Origin of the sequence: uncultured Microscilla sp. (genome assembly GCF_947493425.1) — a bacterium.
In the GTDB taxonomy this organism is placed as follows: Bacteria; Bacteroidota; Bacteroidia; order Cytophagales; family Microscillaceae; genus Microscilla.
Genome location: NZ_CANLRP010000135.1, coordinates 1 through 22,369, shown reverse-complemented (window position 1 = coordinate 22,369; position 22,369 = coordinate 1). Strand labels below are relative to the sequence as shown.

General features: G+C 39.2%; 13 protein-coding genes, 7 tRNA genes and 1 pseudogene. 16 read left to right on the top strand and 5 right to left on the bottom strand.

Annotated elements, in window-relative coordinates; all coding sequences use genetic code 11:
* Nucleotides 1-352, bottom strand: a pseudogene (locus Q0954_RS25030) (site-specific DNA-methyltransferase); the annotation flags it as partial.
* Nucleotides 353-802: 450 nt separating this feature from the next.
* Here Q0954_RS25030 and Q0954_RS25025 point away from each other — a divergent pair.
* The 13 genes from Q0954_RS25025 to Q0954_RS24965 all read left to right on the top strand — a co-directional run bounded on the left by Q0954_RS25025 (nt 803) and on the right by Q0954_RS24965 (nt 9,973).
* Nucleotides 803-876 (top strand) — tRNA-Gly (locus tag Q0954_RS25025).
* Between the two features lie 111 nt (nt 877-987).
* Nucleotides 988-1,092: transfer RNA gene (locus Q0954_RS25020), tRNA-OTHER, on the top strand.
* Nucleotides 1,093-1,210: 118 nt separating this feature from the next.
* Nucleotides 1,211-1,287: transfer RNA gene (locus Q0954_RS25015), tRNA-Asp, on the top strand.
* A gap of 120 nt (nt 1,288-1,407) precedes the next feature.
* Nucleotides 1,408-1,481 (top strand) — tRNA-Glu (locus Q0954_RS25010).
* 6 nt (nt 1,482-1,487) lie between these two features.
* A tRNA-Gly gene (locus tag Q0954_RS25005) sits at nt 1,488-1,561 on the top strand.
* A gap of 335 nt (nt 1,562-1,896) precedes the next feature.
* A tRNA-Glu gene (locus tag Q0954_RS25000) sits at nt 1,897-1,970 on the top strand.
* Between the two features lie 274 nt (nt 1,971-2,244).
* Nucleotides 2,245-2,318, top strand: a tRNA-Glu gene (locus tag Q0954_RS24995).
* Between the two features lie 484 nt (nt 2,319-2,802).
* Entirely contained in the window at nt 2,803-3,105 is a 303-nt protein-coding gene (locus tag Q0954_RS24990) for an HNH endonuclease signature motif containing protein (RefSeq protein WP_299461640.1), read from the top strand.
* A 371-nt stretch (nt 3,106-3,476) separates the two neighbouring features.
* Nucleotides 3,477-4,895, top strand: a complete 1,419-nt coding sequence (locus tag Q0954_RS24985) for a vWA domain-containing protein (RefSeq protein ID WP_299461638.1) — start codon at nt 3,477-3,479, stop codon at nt 4,893-4,895.
* A gap of 102 nt (nt 4,896-4,997) precedes the next feature.
* Complete coding sequence (locus Q0954_RS24980; RefSeq protein ID WP_299461636.1) at nt 4,998-6,020, top strand: DUF6569 family protein; 1,023 nt, start codon at nt 4,998-5,000, stop codon at nt 6,018-6,020.
* A 502-nt stretch (nt 6,021-6,522) separates the two neighbouring features.
* Nucleotides 6,523-7,371, top strand: a complete 849-nt coding sequence (locus tag Q0954_RS24975; protein ID WP_299461634.1) for a hypothetical protein — start codon at nt 6,523-6,525, stop codon at nt 7,369-7,371.
* A 1,004-nt stretch (nt 7,372-8,375) separates the two neighbouring features.
* Entirely contained in the window at nt 8,376-9,275 is a 900-nt protein-coding gene (locus Q0954_RS24970; RefSeq protein ID WP_299461632.1) for an ATP-binding protein, read from the top strand.
* Nucleotides 9,276-9,304: 29 nt separating this feature from the next.
* The gene (locus tag Q0954_RS24965) at nt 9,305-9,973 is read left to right on the top strand and encodes a response regulator transcription factor (RefSeq protein WP_299461630.1); all 669 of its coding nucleotides are present in this window, start codon (nt 9,305-9,307) and stop codon (nt 9,971-9,973) included.
* Between the two features lie 278 nt (nt 9,974-10,251).
* Here the strand turns inward: Q0954_RS24965 and Q0954_RS24960 are convergent, their stop codons facing one another.
* The 4 genes from Q0954_RS24960 to Q0954_RS24945 all read right to left on the bottom strand — a co-directional run bounded on the left by Q0954_RS24960 (nt 10,252) and on the right by Q0954_RS24945 (nt 16,974).
* On the bottom strand, nt 10,252-11,688 hold the full coding sequence (locus Q0954_RS24960; protein WP_299461628.1) for a hypothetical protein: 1,437 nt from the start codon (nt 11,686-11,688) through the stop codon (nt 10,252-10,254).
* A 127-nt stretch (nt 11,689-11,815) separates the two neighbouring features.
* The gene (locus Q0954_RS24955) at nt 11,816-13,849 is read right to left on the bottom strand and encodes an RICIN domain-containing protein (RefSeq protein ID WP_299461626.1); all 2,034 of its coding nucleotides are present in this window, start codon (nt 13,847-13,849) and stop codon (nt 11,816-11,818) included.
* Between the two features lie 565 nt (nt 13,850-14,414).
* On the bottom strand, nt 14,415-16,097 hold the full coding sequence (locus tag Q0954_RS24950) for a hypothetical protein (protein WP_299461611.1): 1,683 nt from the start codon (nt 16,095-16,097) through the stop codon (nt 14,415-14,417).
* Nucleotides 16,098-16,734: 637 nt separating this feature from the next.
* The gene (locus Q0954_RS24945) at nt 16,735-16,974 is read right to left on the bottom strand and encodes a hypothetical protein (protein ID WP_299461609.1); all 240 of its coding nucleotides are present in this window, start codon (nt 16,972-16,974) and stop codon (nt 16,735-16,737) included.
* Nucleotides 16,975-17,758: 784 nt separating this feature from the next.
* On the opposite strand from Q0954_RS24945, the gene Q0954_RS24940 reads away from it, so the two are divergent.
* The 3 genes from Q0954_RS24940 (at nt 17,759) to Q0954_RS24930 (ending at nt 22,336) form a co-directional block, all read left to right on the top strand.
* A complete protein-coding gene (locus Q0954_RS24940; RefSeq protein WP_299461607.1) occupies nt 17,759-18,475 on the top strand; it encodes a helix-turn-helix domain-containing protein in 717 nt (238 codons plus the stop codon).
* Between the two features lie 454 nt (nt 18,476-18,929).
* Nucleotides 18,930-21,617 carry a tetratricopeptide repeat protein gene (locus Q0954_RS24935; protein WP_299461605.1) on the top strand — a complete coding sequence of 896 codons (2,688 nt, stop codon included), beginning with the start codon at nt 18,930-18,932 and terminating at the stop codon, nt 21,615-21,617.
* 350 nt (nt 21,618-21,967) lie between these two features.
* Nucleotides 21,968-22,336 carry a hypothetical protein gene (locus tag Q0954_RS24930; protein ID WP_299461603.1) on the top strand — a complete coding sequence of 123 codons (369 nt, stop codon included), beginning with the start codon at nt 21,968-21,970 and terminating at the stop codon, nt 22,334-22,336.
* Nucleotides 22,337-22,369 lie beyond the last annotated feature (33 nt).

Genomic DNA, 22,369 nt, shown 5'->3' with positions numbered 1-22,369 from the left:
CGATAATGAGGGCAGGCAGTTCTGTGGGGATGGTAATTTCATAAAACTGGTTTTGCCCGGTATCGGCATCGTGCACCGTTGCCCCACCTTCTGCTTCAATGCGGCGCAGCACAGTATCGCGGCGCTTGCCGTCTACACACCAGTGGTTGCCTGCTTCGTCTCGCCATACATAAAAGGGAGCCACAAACTGGTTGTTCACCAGCGAACTTACCACTTTTTGGTACTGCTCGTCGGTAGACACCTTGAAATTGTCGTGCTGGATAAACTCCATTGCCTTCCAGTCGATCATTTCTAAACCTAAAATGCGGGAGCGCAGGGCTTCGGGAGTGGGGGTTTGATCTTCTTTTGCCATAATCTTTCAATAGTTGTTTGATGTAAAAAGTTTATCATTAGTTGATTACAGGAGGTTTTCAGGCATTCACAGAGATTTTTTTTGAATAAAAAAGTAGTACGCAAAAAGATTGCGTAACGCAGGAGTTACTTTGTAATCAAATAAGGGAGTAAGCGTAAGCAAACAGTCAAAAACAAACCTAAACCAAAAGGTTACCATATAGGTTACTGTCAGGTATTTATGTATTTTTTTGTGCTGAATATCAGTGTTTTATGTTTTTTACTTGAGTCCCATCAGGTCTCTGTTTTTACCAAAGCGTCCCACCTCTCAACTCCTTCCTACTCTTCATCCAGCTATTTTTAATTAGTCAATGGCTTCTGCAGGCACAAGCCGTAAGCAGCAAGTGACAAGTTAAAACTGTTCTAAAAACAAGGATCTTGAGAGATTTATAATCACGCTTTAGTATCAAAAGGCATTGAAGGTGAACAGGTTGCACTGCCACACTTCCAATGTGGAGATAGCGGGTTCGAGTCCCGCCAATGCCTCAAAAAAAGAACTGAACGGGTTTTGCGTTGTTCTTCCAAACAAACAGACATCTGCCTCGAAGCAGAGTAATGCAAAATGATGCCTGTTCCCCTATCTTTTTTTTCAATACTGGACTTGTAGCATAGCGGCTCAATGCGCCCGACTGTCTATCCCCCTGATGAATATCAGGAAAAGACAAGCAAGCAACGTGGGTTCGAATCCCATCAAGTCCGCCAAAAGAACTGAGTGGTTCTTAATTAGAGTATGGTACGCGTGATATGCCGATAACATTACAGGTGGGTTCGATTCCCACGCTAGTTGAGAGTAGCTACTCCCCTATCTTTTTTTAATACTGGACTTGTAGCATAGCGGCTCAATGCGCCCGACTGTCGCTCGGGAAATCGTGGGTTCGAATCCCATCAAGTCCGCCAAAAGAACTGAGTGGTTCTTAATTAGAGTGTGGTACGCGTGATATGCCGATAACATTGCAGGTGGGTTCGATTCCCACGCTAGTTGAGAGTAGCTACTCCCCTATCTTTTTTTTCAAAAATAGTGCTGTAGGCAAATTGGTTAAGCCACCTGTCTTTCGAATAGGTGATTGCGGGTTCGAACCCCGTCGGCACTACTATAAGGCATTGAAGGTAAACAGGTTGCACTGCCACACTTCCAATGTGGAGATAGTGGGTTCGAGTCCCGCCAATGCCTCAAAAAAAGAACTGAACGGGTTTTGCGTTGTTCTTCCAAACAAACAGACATCTGCCCAGAAGCAGAGTAATGCAAAATGATGCCTGTTCCCCTATCTTTTTTTCAATACTGGACTTGTAGCATAGCGGCTCAATGCGCCCGACTGTCTATCCCCCTGATGAATATCAGGAAAAGACAAGCAAGCAACTTGGGTTCGAATCCCATCAAGTCCGCCAAAAGAACTGAGTGGTTCTTAATTAGAGTATGGTACGCGTGATATGCCGATAACATTACAGGTGGGTTCGATTCCCACGCTAGTTGAGAGTAGCTGCTCCCTTATCTTTTTTTTCAAAAATAGTGCTGTAGGCAAATTGGTTAAGCCACCTGTCTTTCGAATAGGTGATTGCGGGTTCGAACCCCGTCGGCACTACTATAGAGCACTGAATGGTTTACAAATTGGCAATGGTTGCCAGAGTGGTTTATCTACCACTCCTGCCAAGGTTCGATTCCTTGATCTGTAAGCTAACTGTTCATTTGGCTCTACAATATTGAAAGTAAGTGATTACAAGCTTTACAAGAAAACTAAAGGACTGAGTGGTTCTTAATTAGAGTATGGTTGCGCGTGATATGCCGATAACATTGCAGGTGGGTTCGATTCCCACGCTAGTTGAGAGTAGCTACTCCCCTATCTTTTTTTTCTAAATGGTGTTGTGGACAAGTTGGTTAAGTCGTCTGTCTTTCACGCAGAAGATCGCGGGTTCGAACCCCGTCGGCACTACTTCATTCAAGTTGCAAGGTATAAGTCACAAGTCCTTAGATACCGATATATATCGGTGCTTCAAGTAACTGTTATTCAAGGTTTTTGACTTTATAGACTACAACTTAGACTTGTTAGAACATGCTTATTCAAGAGTATGCTATATAATTCATTATCAATATACAATAGTCCATAGCATTCAGACGATAGTCGATAGCCATTACGTAAATACAGTTGTTTATTAAATTTTTGAAAATCAGTTAATTGAGTTTTTTACTGTGAGATGTTTTTTTAAGCGTTTGCACTAAAACTCCAAACGCTCATCATGTAAAATAGCCCTGACTACGCAAAAGCGTTGGACTATTACAATATAGATTGAAGAAACTAAAAGAACTGAATGGGTTTTGTCACGTTCTGCCAAACGCATAAGCTAAAAAAAGCAACGACAAACTTATACCTGTTCTCTTATCTTTTTTATACAATAATGAGTCAAAAAAAGAAACAAATGCGAAATCGTTTCAGAAACGAGGTATTTGAACGTGATGGACATACTTGTGCTTTTTGTGACAATACCGAAAACCTGGATGCACACCACATTACCGACCGTAGCGAAATGCCCAACGGTGGGTATGTCAAAGAAAACGGCATTACTTTGTGCCCCACCCATCATTTGCTTGCCGAGCAATTTCATATTTCTGGTGGAGAAAGTTGGGAAGAAAGCATGCATCCAAACGATTTGTACCATAAGATTGGAACAACTAAAGAAGTGGCTGTGAGACAGTCCGAAAAACTAAACCAATTTACCTAGTGCATTGGGGATTAAATAAATATATTATTTATTCGAGGGTATTTTGTTTGCTGACGCACTTCAAAAAGTGCGCATAGCCAAAGCTACGTAAGCTTTTTGAAGTAAAGTAAGCGGGCTAAAGACTCCGAATAATATGATAGGAATTTAGTTTCCAGTGCACTAGTTATAGGTCACTACTTGCCGTCTGTTTAGAGGCTTTGACTTGTCGCTAGTAAGTAGCAGCAAGTCCTTAGATACCGATGAATATCGGTGCAATTAGCTATAAGCTACAAGTAAATATAACTCTCTCATAATATGATAGTTATAATTGCGTATTAGGCATATTTAATTTTGTCTTGGTACATAATGAAAATCAATAATCTAACAAAAAAATGGACAAGCAAACTATTAATCAACTAATGAAGCAAGTGGTGCAAGACCAAATACCTTTGTCTGAAAACTCGCACAATACCTTGCTAGAACACAATCGGATGTTGTATGCGTCTTTGCTAAATCTACCTGGTTTGAGTGTTGAAGATAGTATGCAAATTATCCAACGATTGTTAGCAGTAACCGAACAAGGCGGTAAACCTGTTTCGCTTGATGCGAAAAAGACAGAAGATCGCCTGATGAGCGAAGTATTGCCTTTTTTGGAGGCAGCCAAAGTATTAGAAGGTTTCGGTAAATTAGTCAAGCTTAAAGTAAATAACCAACGTACTGCAAGCTGGATCAAAAACTATATTTTGGGTTCACCTGATCTAGAGCAATGGGCAGTAAGTCACCGGGCATTACTTGCCAAACTATTGGGTCATGCATTGGGCAAGCAAGTAGCACAAACTTGTGTTCACTTTATGCTGCTAGGCAAGACCAAACGCAACGATCGTCAAAATGCTTATCTTGATAAGTACATTTATCGTTGTGTGGGTAACAATACTCCTGCCTTGGTAAAAGAAGTGTATTTGTTTTTGTTTGGCAAACTGCGTGAAACTTCGCACGAAAAACTGAACGCTTATTTGCAATCTCGAAAAAAATTAGAAAATGGTAAAGGCTTGCCTTACAAAGTATTGCGAGGCTTGGCGGCTACTTTTCACCCTAAAACCGAGGCATCGCAAGTGAAACGATTGGCGGGTAAAAACAAAGTAAAACGAGAGTATATCGTAGGAGGCGAATTGGTAGAGGCAAACTCAACCAATTTAGTAGATCGTATCCGAAAACAATACATAGAAGGTAGGCAAGATGAATGGGTTACCCAGAAAATTCTTGCTGAAGCAAGCAAAATACCCCACTGGGACGCTAAAGTAGCGCTGGTGTTGGATGCCTCTTACTCTATGCTAGGGTTTGGCGCGCGTATGTACAACAACTTGTCCATTGCGACTGCCTTGACTCAGGTATTAGAGAAACGAACCTCTGAGCTAACTATAGTACAAGTAGGTAATCAACAAACAACTGATTTTCCACAGGCACAGGGAGTTACCACCCTTGCTGAGGGTATTTTAGAAGCCATGGAGCATCAGCCTGATGTGGTATTGGTAATAAGCGATGGTTATGAGAATGTGGAGCAAGGCGATGCTGAAATGGTGTTGCGAGGCTTGAAAAATCTAGGGGTAGAAACTCCCTTTGTACACATTTTACCTGCTTTTACAGTACGCGAGGCTTACGAGCACCGTCAGGCGTTGGGCAAAGATACGCCGTTGATACTAGAAACCGGAGAAAAAGGTTTGATGCCTACTTGGTTGAACATACAGTTTGCATTACAACCCGATCGTATCGCGGATGTATTGCAAAATTCAATGCAGATGTTTTTGAACTAATTTTAGGTATTGGGTACTTGGCACTGGGTACTTGGTTATAACAAGAAAACCAAGTACCTAACCCCTAGTCCCTAAAACCTAAATAAAAATATACCTCACACAATGAAAATGAACTTGTGGAAAAACTTGACTGACCAACATCCCACGCAAGTGAAGGAAAACCAGTTGGGACGTTTGCTAAAAGACCGAAAAGTAGGGCAACCATTACGTTATGGTCATTTAGGAATGATTCCGCTGTTTGGCAGTGAGTGTACTAAAGCACCATACGCCTTGCCCGAAACCGCTTTGTCGCTGACTAAGGTGACCAATTATGGGCAAATGATTTTGAAAAACTCAGGCAATCGCCCTGCTATTGTCCCGCTTAACCTGGGGTATTTTCAGTTGGGCGCACAAAACCACGCCATGTGTACCTCTTGGGTGCTAAACGCTGGCGAGGAAAAAGAATTTAAGGATGCTTGCTGTATCCAAGAATCTCAGGGTGGTTATATCAAAGAGTCGGACGACCGATTCATTGTGTTGCCCCACAGTTTACGTAAAGCGGCACTTGCCTTGAAGGGCAAAGAAGAGTACGGCAAATTATGGCAGTCTATTTCTGTCTTTAATACCCAACTGGGCTTGAAGGCACGTGGGCACCTGGATGAAATGAAACAGGCTTTTCAGCCCGAATTGTTGCAAACGGTGTATCATTTAGAGCCACAACCTGAGCAAACGGGGGCTATCTTTTTGCTCAACGATGAGATTGCGGGGATAGAGTTGGCGCCTGATGCCGCATTTTGGGCAGAGCTTCACACTCCATTGGTAATGTATTGCTATGCACCATTGCGCCTTGCCGAAGCACATGCTCAGCGACCTGCTGCCAAAGGAGAAGCATTGAATGTAAATGGTTTGACTTCTTTTAAAATGTTGAAAGAACGCTATGAGGCTTTGCAGCACAAACGGGTAAAAACTGCTGAAACACTGTTAGCTGAAGTAGGTGAAATAACTTATAGCTCTACCAAAGAGCAGGAAAACAAAGAACACCGTCTGTTTACTGTTCGTGCAGGGGCTTTTGCCGGGCAAATGGTGATGCATGGCAACCAAATGGCTTATGCTTCATTGTTTAACGAAAAGGTGGCAATGGTTTAGGCTACTTCTGGAAGCTTGGTATTAGGTTTTGTAAGCCACAATATATTTAAACCACCCTAGTGCTTTAGGTACTAAGTTACTCACATATTCTTTGGCGAGATTTGTTCTCTGACGGACTTCAAAAGTAGAGCATAGCCATAGCTATGCTCTATTTTTAAAGATCGCCAGCAAACAAAATAAACTCAAACCAAACAACAACTTATTTAAGTTACAATGTACTAAGTACTAATACTTTGGGTACTAAATCCCTTACACTCCTTTTGACCAAGTTTGTAGAAACAGAGTAACAACGAGGCGAAATACGTAAAAATATAAGTGCTAAATTAGTCGCCACTTACTTAATTAGTGCATTTGAAGGGGCGCAAGGGATAGGTAAACTTTATGATGATCAAGAACTACTTGTCGGCAACCGTTGTTTATTTAAATATGTTACGTAATTAGATTTTTTTAACCCAAAAACATTCTATATAGAATGTTTTCAGTGTTCTAAAACCTACAATTGATGAAGCAATTACTATTGATGACAGTATTGGTTACTGCGTTTGCTTGTACCAACCAAACCAAACAAGAAAGTACCGAAAATAACCAAAGCACTCAAGCCCAAAAAACGCCTCCAAAATTTCAAAATAAGGGGCACAAGCTAGTATACAAAGTAGTGCAGAAAACGGGAGATTATCAAAAGTTGAAATCGCTCAAAGATGTAGTCTATACCTATACTTATCGTACCCCTGACAAAAAAGAGGATATTTCTGTTGAGAAATACATCTTTGACGGAGAAATGTCTTATGGACAATACAAAAAACATGAGCGAACCTTGCCCAAGCTTGAGGGAGAAATAACGCAGGGTTATAACGGTAAAAACTTTTGGCTTAAGCACAAAAATGAGTATATAACCGATAAAGAAACACTAAAGAGGGTCACCTTTACAAGAAAAACCAATTTCTACTGGTTTGCTATGATGCAAAAACTACTTGACCCTGGAATAAACTATAAACACTTAAGGCAAGAAACACTGAACGATACTTTGTATGATGTGGTAGAAATCACTTACAATGTACCCGAAGGACAAGCGAGCGACACTTATCACTTATATATCAATGTTAAAACATCGCTCATCGATCAGTTTTTATTTACTGTAGTAGACTACAATGTAGTAAAGAAACCACTCATTATGCGGGTAACGTATAAAAGTATTGATGGTGTGATGATTCCAGCCTATAGAAAGTATACCAAGGCAACTTGGAAAGGGGAAGTGTTGGATCAAAAGTGGGTAGAAGAAATAGCTGAAGACATCAAGTTTAACCAAAATATCCCAAAAACTATATTTGAAGCCAAGACTACATCAAAGTAACTTTATCAGGATTAGAACATAGCGTTGATCGCAGTTTGGATGACGCTATTTTTACAAAACCAGTACCTTCAGAAACAGCAGGGTACTGGTTTTGACTATTAGAGCTTGTTTAAAATTAGCCAATGGCACAGCTCTGAACTTGATTCGGAGAATTTAGAAAATCGCCCTCGGTTCTTCAAAATTAGTTTGAGGCTAATTTTCAAAGGTGAAACAGAACTCGCTAAAGATCGGTTTGATGCATCTAATCTAAAAACTCATCGTAAAACCTCCCTCCTATAACCGAAAATTTAAACAAGCTCTTAAAAAGAACCTCCTCAAATCGCTCAAAACATTTTTCACGTCTGTATTTTCTGCTTATTCCCTGTGAGTTGGATATATATTGTAAATAAAATATGCTTAATCAGAAGAACCAATGCCCAATTGATTGGGAAGACCTGAAAAATATCCACAAGTTTTTTCTGTTGATCATATCCCTTTACTAAAAGCTTAAGCTAAAACCTATGTGTCTCGCCTTGTTCATTGAACAATAATAAAAATAGTTGCTGTTGATCAGATGTAAATAGTAAGATATTGAAAATAAGGCGTTTATTATTTTCTTGTAGACTCAATGTATTTGCAGGAAAATAACTTGTTGACATTTAATATACAATGTTTTTTGCTTGAATAATCATATAAATATAGATTTGGTTATAGTCAATTATTGTTTAGACTATTTTGGTTTCATCTAATATTTCAAAATATTATGAATACTATAATGTATTATTATTTGGTTTTGGTTCATTACAATATTTATTACGCAGTGAATATTCTTTTTAATCCAGTTTTGGTAAAAGCAATAAAGATGAAGATGCCTGACTTGATTTTGGTAGGTAATCCGGCATATCCATAGCGAGAGAGGTTTGCAAGATAACGACTATTCTAAAAATGAATTAATCAACATATCCTGAAATTATGTAGCCATCTATGCATTAATCTTAAATCCCTCAGAATCAAACCTTAAAAATATGTATAAGTCCTCTAACCCAAGACTGCAACTTCAGCAAGGCGTAATGCTACACCCGAAACAAGTACGTAACCCTATTAAAAACAATGTGATTCAGCCCACACATAGTTTCATGATGATTTGCCTTTATTTTGCGTGGCCATTTCAAGAGGTAGATTTGATTTGGTTGTTGAGCGTAGGAATTAGTAGTACCTTCATTGTAATTACTATTTTTTTGTATCAAAAAAAACTGTGTCAACTACAGCTTCGCCTGCAAGAACTTAGGGGGGGGCAACAGCAACAAATACTCTTGGCTATTAGTCAGGCGCAAGAAAACGAGAGAAAACGTATTGCTCAAAACCTGCATGATGAATTGGGGGTTGTTTTATCTACGATTAAGTTGTATACCAATCATTTAATGGATAAATCAGGGCTTCATAGCATAGCTGGTAAGATCAATTGCTTGATAGATGTAGCCAACCAAAACCTGAAAGTGATTGCGTATAACTTAACTCCTCAACACCTGGAAAGATTTGGACTACTAAGCGCGCTTAATGAACTATTTGACAACATTCGCAATACTCATCAGTTAAAAATCCAATTTCACTACGATGAATTCGAGCGTTTAGATATTGAGAAAGAATTGGGATTATACCGTATTATTCATGAGTTGATCAATAATACCATTAAGCATTCAGGAGCCAACACTGTTCAGGTTGTGCTTATGTATGATTCAGGGCATCTGGACTTAAACTATCAAGATGATGGAGTAGGTGTTGACCTCGATACTCAAAAAGTAGCCAAGCAATCAGGCATGGGTTTACAAAATATCTTAAGTAGAGCCCAACTGATGAACGTACAAGTTGAGTTTCAGTCTGGAGCTGGGTTGGGTTTTCAAGCATCACTACAATTAGAAATTTAAATGTTATTCTAAATAAAAAACAACTTCTTATGAACCCTATTAAAATTGGCATTGTTGACGATCACCGTTTATTTAGAGAAGGATTAACTTTTGTAATTGAGCAAAATCAAGACCTGAAAGTTATTTTGGAAGCTGAGCAAGGGCAAGACCTGCTCGACCAGTTGGCCAACACCCCAAAACTTCCAGATATTATTTTAATGGATATTAGAATGCCAGTAATGGATGGTTTAGAGTGTACTCAACTTATAAAAAAACATTACCCTAATATCAAAATCATCACAGTGACCACATACGACCAAGTAGATTATATTTTGTACCTTTTAAAGCTAGGGGTAAATGGTTATTTACGTAAAATAGTGTCAGGCAAAGAAATATGTAACGCCATTCGAACTACTTGGGAGCAAGAATATTACTTTGATAGCTTTGTCACGCAGATTATGCTGGACGGTCTGAAAAGGAAAAAAAACTATGTGGCTAAACCTAAAATAGATGGGCAGGTAAACATTACTCCTCGTGAACAAGAAGTGTTAGAGTTAATATTGAAAGAATATACTACCCAGGAAATTGCAGACAGGCTGTTCGTAAGCATTCATACAGTAGAAACTCATCGTAAAAAATTATTCAACAAATTTGGAGTAAAAAATGTAGTAGGGCTAGTGGTCAGGGCGTTGCAAATGAGGCAGTTTTCAGTGGCTTGAACCCTTCAAAAATTTAGTAGTATAATATAGATTTTAGGATTTACAGGATTAGCTGAAGCACAGCAAAGCTGCCCCGATGAATTGGGATTTAGAAATAGCTTCGGTTGATTAATGTTGGTATTCAGGCAATTAGTCAAAATCCATCCTCAAAGCCATTTTTGTTTAAGTATAATAGCCTGTAAATAACCCTGCAATGTTACCAATTGATGTTGATAATCAAGCAGGGAAATGATGCTGTACAGGAGCCATTGTTGCTTCAAATGTAGCGCTTGACTATCTCATTTTAATGGCAGGTTGCCCTGAAAGTTAAGAGATACAATGGCTTGGTTGGTGATACGATTTACAAAGTCAATATAGACAATGTTGGGGCGTTGCCACCCTTGACGCCTGACTTGTTCCTGGAGTACCTCAGGCAGACCAGCATTGGCTTGTTTGGCCAAAGATTTTATACTACCAGTACTTGGGGGTTTGTTAGAAGTTAGAGTCCAGGATAATAAAAAGAAGACTCCCTGACCGGGTTTTGCGTGTTGCGCCCATTTGTTCAGCTGATCTACTTTCATGTCATTATATGTGGCAGTATTTGAGTATTGGTCAAACACTGCCACGTTGGACTGTGCTGTACTGCTGTCTTGATAGCGGAAACGTCCAGTAGCAGGATGGATGTATTCAGGGTAATCAAAGACTAAAATCATTTTGCCCCTTGCTTCTCCTAAAGGTACTTTGGCTAAGTTTATATTTGCATTATTGTTGGTATACATTGCTTGGTTGTAACTGTTAAGAAAGCCATTTATTTTGGCTTTGGTTTCGGCTGGCTTGTGGTCATTGCCATGGTTACGAATGTGAGAAAACTTAAGGATCACTATTTCGGTTCTGTGGGTATTCAAAAACGACACTGTTTCGTCTAATACATCTTTAAGACTTTGACCATTGCAACCAAAACCTCCATTGCGATGATAAGTGACCAGGTTATCATGGTCGTAATCTACCCTTATATCAAAGTACCTTGCACCACAGGCCATTTGTGCTCCTATAGAGAGGCTTTGAGTACGGGTATATGCATCGGCCAAAAGAGCAGGGTTGCAATGATGCAACGACGACATGCCCGCGTCGTGGCTACCTGGCATCGTAATTTGATCAAGGCGTAGCGAGTCGTTCAAGTTGCCTAGCCAGGAAGATACACCGTCTGGAACAGTATTTATTACATTTACGGCGTTGCCTCCTCTTGAGAAGTGGCAAGAAAGCTTAAGGCTCTGGTCGCAAAAACCAGTGCAGCTCACGGTATTGGCTCCTATATATTGGCAACCTGAGCCTCCAAACCACCAATTATTCGAGCTTCCCGAATGCCCTTGGGCAATGGCAATGTTTTCAAAGGTAAAAGTGTTTTCTTGTTGCCCAAATATTCCTCCTGTAATGGTGAGCCTAAGGGTGCCTATAAAAGCAAAGTTTAACTTGTCAGGGTGTTGGTTAAAAGTAGTATGTGAGGCAGGTGCATTGCTTGCAAACCAATTGGCTACTTCGCTGGAGCCGTGGCGTCCTACCCGAAAAGAAAGTTTTCCATCGCTGCCAAAAGGCTTGGTCAAACCTACATGTATTTCGCCGTGAGGGTCTTGTCCGTGGCTTACTGCAAAACTTTTGACAGTATAGCTGCCACTTTTGAGGGTATAGCCGCTATTTTGGTCGATTGGAATATAAACGATATTGTCATGGTATTTCATAATGTATAGTGGGGTTGTTTTTTGGTTTGAGAGCATCACAAAACTGAAAAAAGTAAGCCTGTCTATCTTAGAGGCAGGCTTGCTTTAATATTGCTACCCTGTAAAGTTTAGAATAGCTCATTTGTAGTTAGGCATGTATGATAGGTTCAGATGGTACTTTATGAGAGATAATACTACAGTAGTACCTTCTGACCTCATCTTTCTGTTCCTCAAGTGTTTTAAGAGCTTTGTGTTTCTGCCCTTCTAACCTTATGTCTGACCAGATACTTAAGGAACCTGTAATCAAGCCAAATAATCCTTGGGTAATGCTACCAGCCCATTCCAGTTTTGTCATTTTCTTCATCCAAGCATTTTTCATGGTTTCTAGATATTTGTCTGTATCTTTCTGAGTTGCTTGTCCGAATATCCCAAACCCAAGCTCATGCTGTCCCACTAACTTAAGCATCTTGGCATTCTTATAACCTCTAGAACATACAAGAGTTGACCCGAAAACAAGACCAGCAGCCGATCCAATCAACTTTCCTAGTTGGTTTGTGTTATTTATGGACTTTTCTAATGCATTTATTGAATCAATATCGCCAGAAATAAACGCTTTATGCATTTTCTCTTCAATATCAGGTGTTATTTTAATGATGCCGTCAAGTAGATTATTGAATTTTATTATGATTTCATCCTTTGTAAGTTCTTCGCCCTCCATTTGCTCAAGAGTAAATATAATTGAGTAAATCATCGTTTCTAAACGGTTGCTAGTGAAGCCAGTATGTATTTTTCCTAATGAAACGATTAGTGTTTTTCGTGCCTCAAACCACTCGTTAGCAGTGTACATTTCAGGTTGTTGTTCTACTATTCCGATAAAATTATTAGACTCAGCAACAATTTTATTTTCTTTTAATGCAATATCAATCTCTAATCCAGCTTCTGTACCCATGGCTGCCAATGATGCAACGTCAAACACAAAAGCCGCAAGCGGAAAAGCTTGAAGAAATGATCCGGCGGACGAGCAAAAAGAGAGAACTGCATTTATACTAGCTTCAGCTATTTCCTCATCAAAAAAATTAGATACATCTTTGTGTATTTTTAGCCAAACTCTGTTAATTGCGCCGTACACGGCGCTAGGCTCTAGCGTATCAAGCAGGTGTTGCCTACGATAAACATCAACAGCATTGTCCATTATTGATGTTACTTCTAGTCTTCCTGTTTCATTTTTTGTTTTTAAATCGGATAATTCTCTTAGTAGAGCCAGGGTTTGTTCATATAAAACTTGGCTGTCATTGCTGGGTATTTCAGAAAAATCAAATTCCTGTTTAGGGTTACAAGGGTTTAACTCTTTTGTAGATGAAGTCGCCTTATTTATCCAACAGGCACTTTGTAGTATCTCAGGGTCTGCATGATAAAGTTTGCCATCATAATTATCACCCGCCACAATGCATTTTTTATGCTTTAAATCTCTCAAATAATAGAATCCTGATTCAGCCTGGTAGACTTCCCAAATGGCATTATCTCCGTTCCCATGGTCTTGATGATAAAGCTTGCCATCATAATTATCACCCGCCACAATGCATTTTCCATGCTTTTTATCCTTGATATAATAACCATTGGTGCGCTTAACAGGGATAAATTCCCACTTTGCGTTTTCTCTGCCATTGGGGTTTTGATGATAAAGTTTACCATCGTAATTATCACCCGCTACAATGCCTTTATAATGTTTATAGTCTACTATATATTCATTCTGCTCAGTCGCAATTATATCTCTGCTATAGATGTAACCTAGCTTTACCATACTTCCATCATAATCAGGGTCAAACTTATCACCAACCTGGGTACGAGTGTCTTTACGATGATTACTCCATTTCATATAAAGAGGAACAGTATTGGGATGCTTATCCTTAAATATATAGCCAAGCTGATTCATCCCTCCATCGTAATAGTTTTCAAACTTATTCCCCACCTGTGTTCGAGTGTCTTTTCGGCTAGGACTCCACCTTTTATAAAGAGGAACAGTGTCTATATTAGGTGGTGGTTTCTTAAAAATAAAGCCAAAAAAAACAATGTCAGCGTCATAATAAGACTCAAACTGATCACCAACTTGGGTGATGGTATCTTTACGCTTTTGGCTCCATCTCGTATAAATAGGGGCTAATTCATTTCCTTCGTAGATCATTTTTTTTTGTTTTTTGTGTATACCCTACTCTGTTAAAGGCTTTTCAGGTGCCGCCTTTTTATTGATCAACATTCCAAAATTGCTCATAAACAACCGCTAATAAAATCCCTGAAAACCGGGTTTTTTATGACGTCAGGGTTTTATGGGATAAAAATAATAGGCGTTAAATGAGCCAACCTAGGGAAATTATTGGGCATTGATCAAAGAATAGTAGAAGTGTTTAGAGCCAGCATTTGAGGCATTATTCATTACATTAAAAATAGCTGAATCATAAGCCTTATTTAGTGAATCAAACAATATAGGAGTGTAGGCAGCCAAAGGTGAAGCATATAAGAATTACTTTGATCATGGGCTAATCAACTGCAACAGTCTATTGATTTATAAAAATAAGTCGATAAAAAAGAGGTGACCCCAGAAGGGTGGAGAGATTTTAAATGATGGTTGTTTTTTTTTACACTTTAAAATTTGTCCTGTAGGGAACTCGCAATGCCAATAGCCATGCAGTTCCTTACAGCATCAAACTTTTGAACTACCCTAAATAGTTAGTTGTTGGGGTTGCTCAACTTTATTGTGTATAGGTGGCATCTAGTACAAGGTGGCCTTCTTTTGTAAACCTTAGGGTATCGTACGCTTTGATCTTAACTCCAGGAAGAAGAATACGAGAATTCCAGCCAAAATTAACAGGTACTACGCTCTGCCCCAGTCTGCTGCCAAGGTTACTCTGCAGGCTTCGATTGATGTCTTCCCCAATGGTAAGCCCTACACTAAAAGGAGGGATATTCCAGTGAACATCTTTGCCAGTGATGGTTTCTGAATACTTTCTTACATTGGTTTCTTTGTGGGTAGGCTGGGTAGTTGTTGGTATCGAGAGGGCAATTTCACCAGTAGTTTCATTTACCAAGGCAAAACCTAACTCAGTCGACCAAGTAGTTTTCACCTGTAACCTTCTGTTTACAATCGTTCCATGCCTTAATATAATGTCATCCGTGATAAACTCATAATTAATGGTAAAGGCAGCGCCAGAGACGCCTTTTATTTGTTTTTTATACGCTGAACCTATATTTACCTTTAAATTGCTTCGACCTATCTTGGGGGTTAGGCTAATGTACATGGTGCCTGGCTGATTTTTATCCCATATTTTATTCCCGGCATTGTCTAGCTTTAAGGTTCCGTGTTTGTCGGTTTTATACACTGGCATATCGTAGCGAAATGCATAAGACACTTTGCCTTGAACTTCTAGTTTTGGGGTGAGTTGCTCGTTGGTCAGGTTAAAATATTTGGCAATGCCTTTGGCAACTGATGAAAACGTAAGCTCCTCGGAAAGCAAAAATGTGCATTGAGGTGTTTGTTTATTTTTAGGATTGGTTTTGATGATCGGGTTAATAAATACACCAGCTGTTTTCGATACAGGCAGTTTTTTGGTTCCAGTTACCATCAAATAGTTCAAGGATGAAAGCCGAGGAGCCACATGGTTTTTTGTAATGGTAAAATTACAATTGGTTGGAGGAAAAGTGGTTTGATCACTGGTGGCTGATACTACGTCTTCTGTAACTTCAGTAACAATATGTGCCAGTACATAAGGGTTTTGACTATTGGCCAGTAAAGAGACATACTTTTCCAACATTTGCTTGAATTGCTTTTCTACTGAGTATTGTGCATCCAATAGTTTTTTGAGTGCAGGTGGTATATTTCTTGGGTACTCTGCCTGAAAATTTGTGGCAAGTGTTGCATTTGCCAAGTCTACAAATAAGTGTTCAACCCTTAGGTTTCCTTCTCTGAACTTTTGCAGAGGATGACCAATGGCATAGTTTGTACACTTTAGTTTGTTGACCTTCACTTCTTTGTCTGGTATTTTTCTAAGAGTTGTGGTAAGTGAAATATTATATCCATTGAGCGCTATTTTATTATAAACAAAACTACCCTGTTCTTGCGACTTGCTTAGGTCAAAATAAGTAAACGTGCCACTCAATATGGGTAAATACATGACAAATTGTATTTGCTGCGCATCCGAACCTTCTACAAATTTAAGGTAAGGAGCACCCATTCCTTTCACATCAATGTTGGGCTTGTCATTCTTATTTAATTGCACATGCCACTCGGCATTGTGAAATTCATTTTGATAAGCGATCCATTTTAGTTGATGGTTAATGGTGTCTTGCGATACCGCCAGCGACATATCATACTCAAGCAAACCATTGCCGTTGCCTCTGGGTATTTTTTTTTGGTTTTCTTTTGAGGTGCTTTGCATACCTATTCAGTTTAATTAGAAATATTTGTTCTGTTTTTTGAGACTTTTCAGGTACTACCTGTGGTACCAACATTTTCTATAAGTGCTTTACCAAGGTGTTGGTTTTTGAATGTTTATTGATTGGAACTTTGGCCAAGTGACTTTTGCGACGAAGCAGGGCAAAATGTTTAGAAAGGTGTGCCCAATAAGGCATAGTTTTGACAGAGCGCTTATAGTAGATCATTCATACCCTAAAATTGCCCATAAACAACGGCTAATAAAATCCCTGAAAACCGGGGTTTTATGACATCAGGGTTTTGTGGGATGAAAAATAACAGGTACTAAATGAGCCAAGTGGAGGGGTTACAATGCTTTAGCCAGAGGCGTAGCTGCCACCTGTGGTTCATATTGGGTGATTGTAAGATAAAAGCATACACACCCTACGTTTGAGGCATTATGCATGGTAGTAAGTTGAGGTAACTGAGTCAAACAATATGGGTATTAACAATGGGGACAAGGGAAACTAAAGATCAAGAGGAAATATAGCATTTTATCAACAACTGATGAGTCGTTGCAGCTTATAAACTGAAAAAAACAAGCTGATAAAAGGATATATTGCTGGGTGAGCGACATTGTTAAAAGCAAGGTGCTCAAATTCTCAAGTGGTTTTGTCTTGTTGGCTAGTGTCTTTAGATGTTTGAAACCAAAAGTTCAGAATTTGCCCCACCCCCCCAGTAAGCACACCTAATAATACTTTGATCTCACCCATCATAGAGTTGGATCCTTTTTTCATGTTGACATGATCGCTTATTTCTACTACCAAAATAATGACTAATAAGCCAATGTAGCTCAATAAAAACAATAGACTAAAAATAAATTGTATTTTTCTCTGACTCATAACTTCAGGCTTTGAAAGTTCATCATACTTTGATAGCGCTTCAATAAAAGTTGATTAAACCCACTATGAAAGTATCAAGGGAAAAAGTGTATACAAACGAACACTGCAAATTTACTTTGAATTCATTGCTTTCATTTTTTCAAACAAGACAATCATTTGTTCAAAAGTGACATTTTAAGGTGAGTAAACAAGGTTATAATTGTATTCAGGGGTGCTTGCTGAGTAAGGATTGAGTGGAGTCAGGGTAAACCCTGATACTGTTAAAATACCTGTATTTGGGGATAACATTAGATCATACCAAGTAGTAACTTATTGACGATTTTGAACTAAGTAACGTGCTCAAATTTTGGTTTTTAGGGCAAATACGCACAACTGACTGAGGCATTTAGCCTTTGGCAAAGCCCTCCGAGCTTGTCTTCGGAGGATTTAGAAACTCGGCAAAGCGAAGCTTTAGCCATCAGTTTTTGCGCTCAAGGCAACATCTGGGGGATGTTGGGCCAGACCGTGGGACAGTACTACGGGCAATAAAAACTTACAGTCCCGGCGGAACTGCCGGGGTAACGAAAGGCAGTGAAGCGAACCGCAGAACGAAGTTCAAGCTCTGCGAAGCTAATTTATTCTAAATCGGACAGCTTCACGATTTCTTATCGGGGTTATTGTTGAGGGCTACGCCCGAAATCCCGTTTACGGGGCGAACACGTTACTAAACAAAGTCAGTTAATAACTTTCAAAACAATAGCTATACTCAATATGCCTCAGTGAGTGTAGCCAAAAAAACACTACTATGTCAGAACACTTTTTAGTCATTGCTCTAGATCCACAGGCAGCAGGAGTGATGATACCTTTTGAGGGTAGCAATAAATCCCAACTGCCCAACTGCTTTACCCCTGGTGAAGTATCTTCTCAAGGCTTGCGATTCAGAGATTTTACCAGAAAAGCAAGATTTACCAATATTGATTTGGAAACGATTCAGGTGATAGGGAACGAGATGGAGAAAAATAATCAAATCATTGTTGTACTTTATAAGTATCAATCAAGGCTAATCAAAGTCTTGTCATTACAAGCTGGCAAACCTTTTTTCTTAGGAGCAATAAGCCATTTTTTACAAGCTTTAAATCTTTGTTTAAAGCAAAAGCAACTCCTTGTTTGCCAGACTATAGTAACTGTGCCAGTAAAAGACCGAGATTTTAAGTGGATTCAACAACTGGAGGAGTTGATTATTGGTCATATATGTAACGAGTCACTATCGGTAGGGGAGCTGGCTACCCTGGCTTGTTTAAGTAAAAGACAACTTAATCGAAGGATTCACTCAGCCTTAGGAATCTCACCACGTAAGTTTATTCGGGAAGTACAACTACAACTTGCTAAACAAGCCTTAGAAAGTGGGGAGGTAGAATCTGTTTTTCAAGTAGCCTTAGATCAAGGTTTTGAATACGTAAGCACTTTTTCTAAACTATTTAAACAGCGTTTTGGCAAGTGCCCCAGTAAATACCTTTATTAATTATATGTGTAACAAATGAGTCATAGACTTACTGGATACTCACCAAATTAAAAGTGATGCCTGTTTCTTCCTTGAAAATAATAATTTTTGTTTTAATACTTGATTATCAACCAGTTAAAATCAAGATAAAAACACGCTACTTTTAGCAAACTTATTTTGTACTTTTTATTAGGAGTGTACGAAGTCTTGTAATCATTTGATAATAAGTGTTTTGCAAGGTTAAAGCGAACAAAAACAAGGTTGTTTTCACTTTTAAAAGGTGGCGTATACGCTCATTTTTGCTCTTTGCTAGGGCGACCATTCCGATAAATCGCGAACTTCCATTGCATTACAGCAAGGGTAGCCCCTACAATTAACACCTTGATTTATATGTAAATACCTGTATATCAGGGATTTTAAAAACTTCGTACAATCCTAACTTTTTATGATTAATCAACATAACTAAGCCCAGTCAATGAATACTCGAATAACTATTCCATTTCTTTTCACTACACTCTTATGCTGTGGGGTATTTAGTCAAGCTCGTGCCCAAACCCCTGCCGTTGTAGATTCTCTTCAGAAAGTACTTACTACAAAGATCAATCATCGCCAACGTGCCAATACCTACAACCTACTGGCTGAGCAGTATCAGCGTTCTGATTCTTCAAAGGTTGTCAGTTTTACCACCCAAGCCTTGCGTTGGGCCAAGCAGGATAATTATATTCGGGGCATTTGTCAGGCTTATTACTACCAAGGTTACAACTACACCCGGTTGGGTCATTTTCTCGAAGCCGAGCAGTTATACAACAAAATGATTCCCTTGGCTCAGACAGCAAAAGACGATTACTCATTGTACCTTGCCTGGAAAGGTTTGGGGATCAATTTAGCCTACCAGCGAAAATCTCGGAAATCGCTGGAGTGTTTCAAAAAATCTCTTTCTTTTGCTAAACAATCAAATAACAAAGCCTTGGTAGCCAATGCTTACAACAATATGGGCAATATGTATTCAAACCTGGGCGATACCAAACAAGCTTTAGATTATTACCAACAATCCTTAGCTATCAACAAGTCAATTGGTGATCTGAATGGGGTGGGTATTAGTTACAATAACCTGGCATTGATTTACTCTCGTAACGGTACCTATAAAAAAGCCTTGGCACATTATAAAAGTGCCCTGAGTACGTTTCGCCAGTCAAACGAGTTGCTTCAGGCAAGCAAGGTGCTCAACAATATGGGCTTGATTCACCTCAATCAGAGTAATTACTTGCAAGCTTCCCACTATTTTAATGAATCACTGCAAATTCGGAAAAACCTCAAAGATGCCTTGAATATTGCGGTGAGTTATACGAATTTAGGGTTGTTAGAAACACGTTTGGGTCGATATCCTCAGGCAGTAGACTACCACCTGAAAGCATTGAAATATGCACTAAAGCTGAATAATCAATACAAGGTAGCTTCAAGTTATATCAACATAGGGGTGATCTACCAAGAGCAAAACAACTTTGGTTTAGCCAAGCGTTACTATTTCAAGGCTTTGCGTATTTTCGCTCAGTTGGAGCAAAAACTGGAATTGGTAGAAGCCTACCGTGACATAGGGGCTACCTATGAGCTGGAAAGTAAACCGGATAGTGCTCAACATTATTTCACCCAAGCCCTTGGGGTAGCTCAGCAAACAGGAGATCAAAAATCTCTTGGTTTGGTTTATCAGGATTTAGGTGTTTTTTATCGGAGAAGAAAGCAATGCGACCAATCAAAGAAGTACTTGCGCCAAGCCTTGACCATTTTTACTTCGTTAAAAAACTATCGGCACTTGTCTTTTAGCCAAATTGCTTTGGGTCAAACTTACTATGATTGTGGCGAATATCAAAAAGCCGAAAGTTTGTTAAGCCAAGGTCTTGCCCTTGCCAAAAAAAAGGGAGATACTGAGGCAAATGGCTACAATGTTTTATCGGCTACTTATGCCCAGCTGGGCGATTACCAAAAAGCTTATGCAAATCACCTTCTCTTCAAAGCAGCCGCCGATAGTTTGTTTAATCGGGAGAATACCCGAAAAATAGCCCAGTTGGAAGAACGGTTTAAATATAAGCAACAGAAAGATTCTTTAAGGCAAGTTCAGGCTCAGGAAAAAGAACAACTCCAGAGCCAAATCGTTCAAAAAACCTTACAAAACCGCCTTCAGCAACGCACTTTGTGGTTGGTATTGGGGCTTGCCCTGGTATTGTCAGGCTTTACTATTTATGTATATCGAAGCCGCCAACTAAAACAAAAGCTGAATGAACAACTCCAGGTAAAAAAGGATGAATTGGAAGTTAAGAACGAAACCCTTGAAGCCTCTAAAGAAGAAATTTCTGTGCAACGAGATATGTTAGAAGAGAAAAATAATGCATTGGCCTTGCATAAAGAACGTATTGAACAAAGTTTTCGGGCGGCTCGTCGTATCCAAAAAGCTTTTTTACCGAGTAAAGAATACCTGCGGCAATGTTTTAACGAATGCTTTGTGCTCTATTTGCCAAAAGATGTAGTATCGGGTGATTTTTACTGGGCGTCTAAAATCAATGATATCCAAGTATTGGTAGTGGGCGATTGTACCGGGCATGGGGTTCCAGGAGCGTTTACTACAATGATTTGTCACAAACTATTAGATCAGATAGTAAAAGTAGAGAAAATCATCGATCCTGCTGTTATTCTTCAAAAAATGCAAGTTGCTTTCCTTCAAGAACGAACAGAGGGCGAAAGCACTAGGGTAGATACTGGTTTAGATGTAGCAATATTAGCCATTGAGCACCAGCAAGCGTGTTCCGAAGTAACGTTTGCTGGTGCAAGACACGACCTATTGTATACGCTTCCCAAAAGCAATGAGGTAATTCGTGTTCCAAGTGTGCGTCAGTCTATAGGAGGCTTTCGTAAGCAAAAAAAGCCGTTTAGCAATCACACATTATCTTTGCCTACAGGTAGTACCTTGTATATGGGATCAGATGGCTTGGTTGATCAAAACGATGGTACGCCCAATAAGTTTGGTGCATTACGCTTGCTAGACTTGTTGAAACATAATCAAGGCTTTTCACTTAAGCGTCAAAAGAATAAGTTAATAAGCGCCTTGTATGGTTTTATGAATCAAGCCGAACAACGTGATGATATTTTATGGGTAGGAGTTAAGTTATAAACGGTTAATATAGTTCATTTGGAACTATATTATTTCATCTTTTGCCAAATGTTAATTGGGCATATGAAGAAACCAGTACTTAGTCAAGATTATATTTAGGGATACCTGATAGGCTGATAGAGGGTAATCCCTTTTATTGCAATAGCGTAAAAATTAACGCAACTCCAGGCTTCATTTGTTTCAACCATACTTCATTTTTTTGAAAACTGTCATATTTGACCAAACAAAAAAAGCTGTTTCAAATGCTTTACGGAATTTTAATAGTTTGTGAAAAATCTGGAAATAATTGGAATAGTTGTATTTTATACTATTGATTCACAATTAATGGTCAAAATAACTAAGCCCAGTCAATGAATACTCGAATAACTATTCCATTTCTTTTCACTACACTCTTATGCTGTGGGGTATTTAGTCAAGCTCGTGCCCAAACCCCTGCCGTTGTAGATTCTCTTCAGAAAGTACTTTCTACAAAGATCAATCATCGCCAACGTGCCAATACCTACAACCTGCTGGCTGAGCAGTATCAGCGTTCTGATTCTTCAAAGGTTGTCAGTTTTACCACCCAAGCCTTGCGTTGGGCCAAGCAGGATAATTATATTCGGGGCATTTGTCAGGCTTATTACTACCAAGGTTACAACTACACCCGGTTGGGTCATTTTCTCGAAGCCGAGCAGTTATACTTCAAGCTGTTAGGATTTGTGAAAACTTTGAAATTTTAGAGAGAGCAGTGATTCAAGTTCTGTTTGGTACAA

Bases quoted from the DNA above. Each gene is read 5' to 3' on its own strand.
- Q0954_RS24990 (WP_299461640.1), top strand. From the start codon at position 2,803: ATGCGAAATCGTTTCAGAAACGAGGTATTTGAACGTGATGGACATACT.
- Q0954_RS24985 (WP_299461638.1), top strand. From the start codon at position 3,477: ATGGACAAGCAAACTATTAATCAACTAATGAAGCAAGTGGTGCAAGAC.
- Q0954_RS24980 (WP_299461636.1), top strand. From the start codon at position 4,998: ATGAAAATGAACTTGTGGAAAAACTTGACTGACCAACATCCCACGCAA.
- Q0954_RS24975 (WP_299461634.1), top strand. From the start codon at position 6,523: ATGAAGCAATTACTATTGATGACAGTATTGGTTACTGCGTTTGCTTGT.
- Q0954_RS24970 (WP_299461632.1), top strand. From the start codon at position 8,376: ATGTATAAGTCCTCTAACCCAAGACTGCAACTTCAGCAAGGCGTAATG.
- Q0954_RS24965 (WP_299461630.1), top strand. From the start codon at position 9,305: ATGAACCCTATTAAAATTGGCATTGTTGACGATCACCGTTTATTTAGA.
- Q0954_RS24960 (WP_299461628.1), bottom strand. From the start codon at position 11,688: ATGAAATACCATGACAATATCGTTTATATTCCAATCGACCAAAATAGC.
- Q0954_RS24955 (WP_299461626.1), bottom strand. From the start codon at position 13,849: ATGATCTACGAAGGAAATGAATTAGCCCCTATTTATACGAGATGGAGC.
- Q0954_RS24950 (WP_299461611.1), bottom strand. From the start codon at position 16,097: ATGCAAAGCACCTCAAAAGAAAACCAAAAAAAAATACCCAGAGGCAAC.
- Q0954_RS24945 (WP_299461609.1), bottom strand. From the start codon at position 16,974: ATGAGTCAGAGAAAAATACAATTTATTTTTAGTCTATTGTTTTTATTG.
- Q0954_RS24940 (WP_299461607.1), top strand. From the start codon at position 17,759: ATGTCAGAACACTTTTTAGTCATTGCTCTAGATCCACAGGCAGCAGGA.
- Q0954_RS24935 (WP_299461605.1), top strand. From the start codon at position 18,930: ATGAATACTCGAATAACTATTCCATTTCTTTTCACTACACTCTTATGC.
- Q0954_RS24930 (WP_299461603.1), top strand. From the start codon at position 21,968: ATGAATACTCGAATAACTATTCCATTTCTTTTCACTACACTCTTATGC.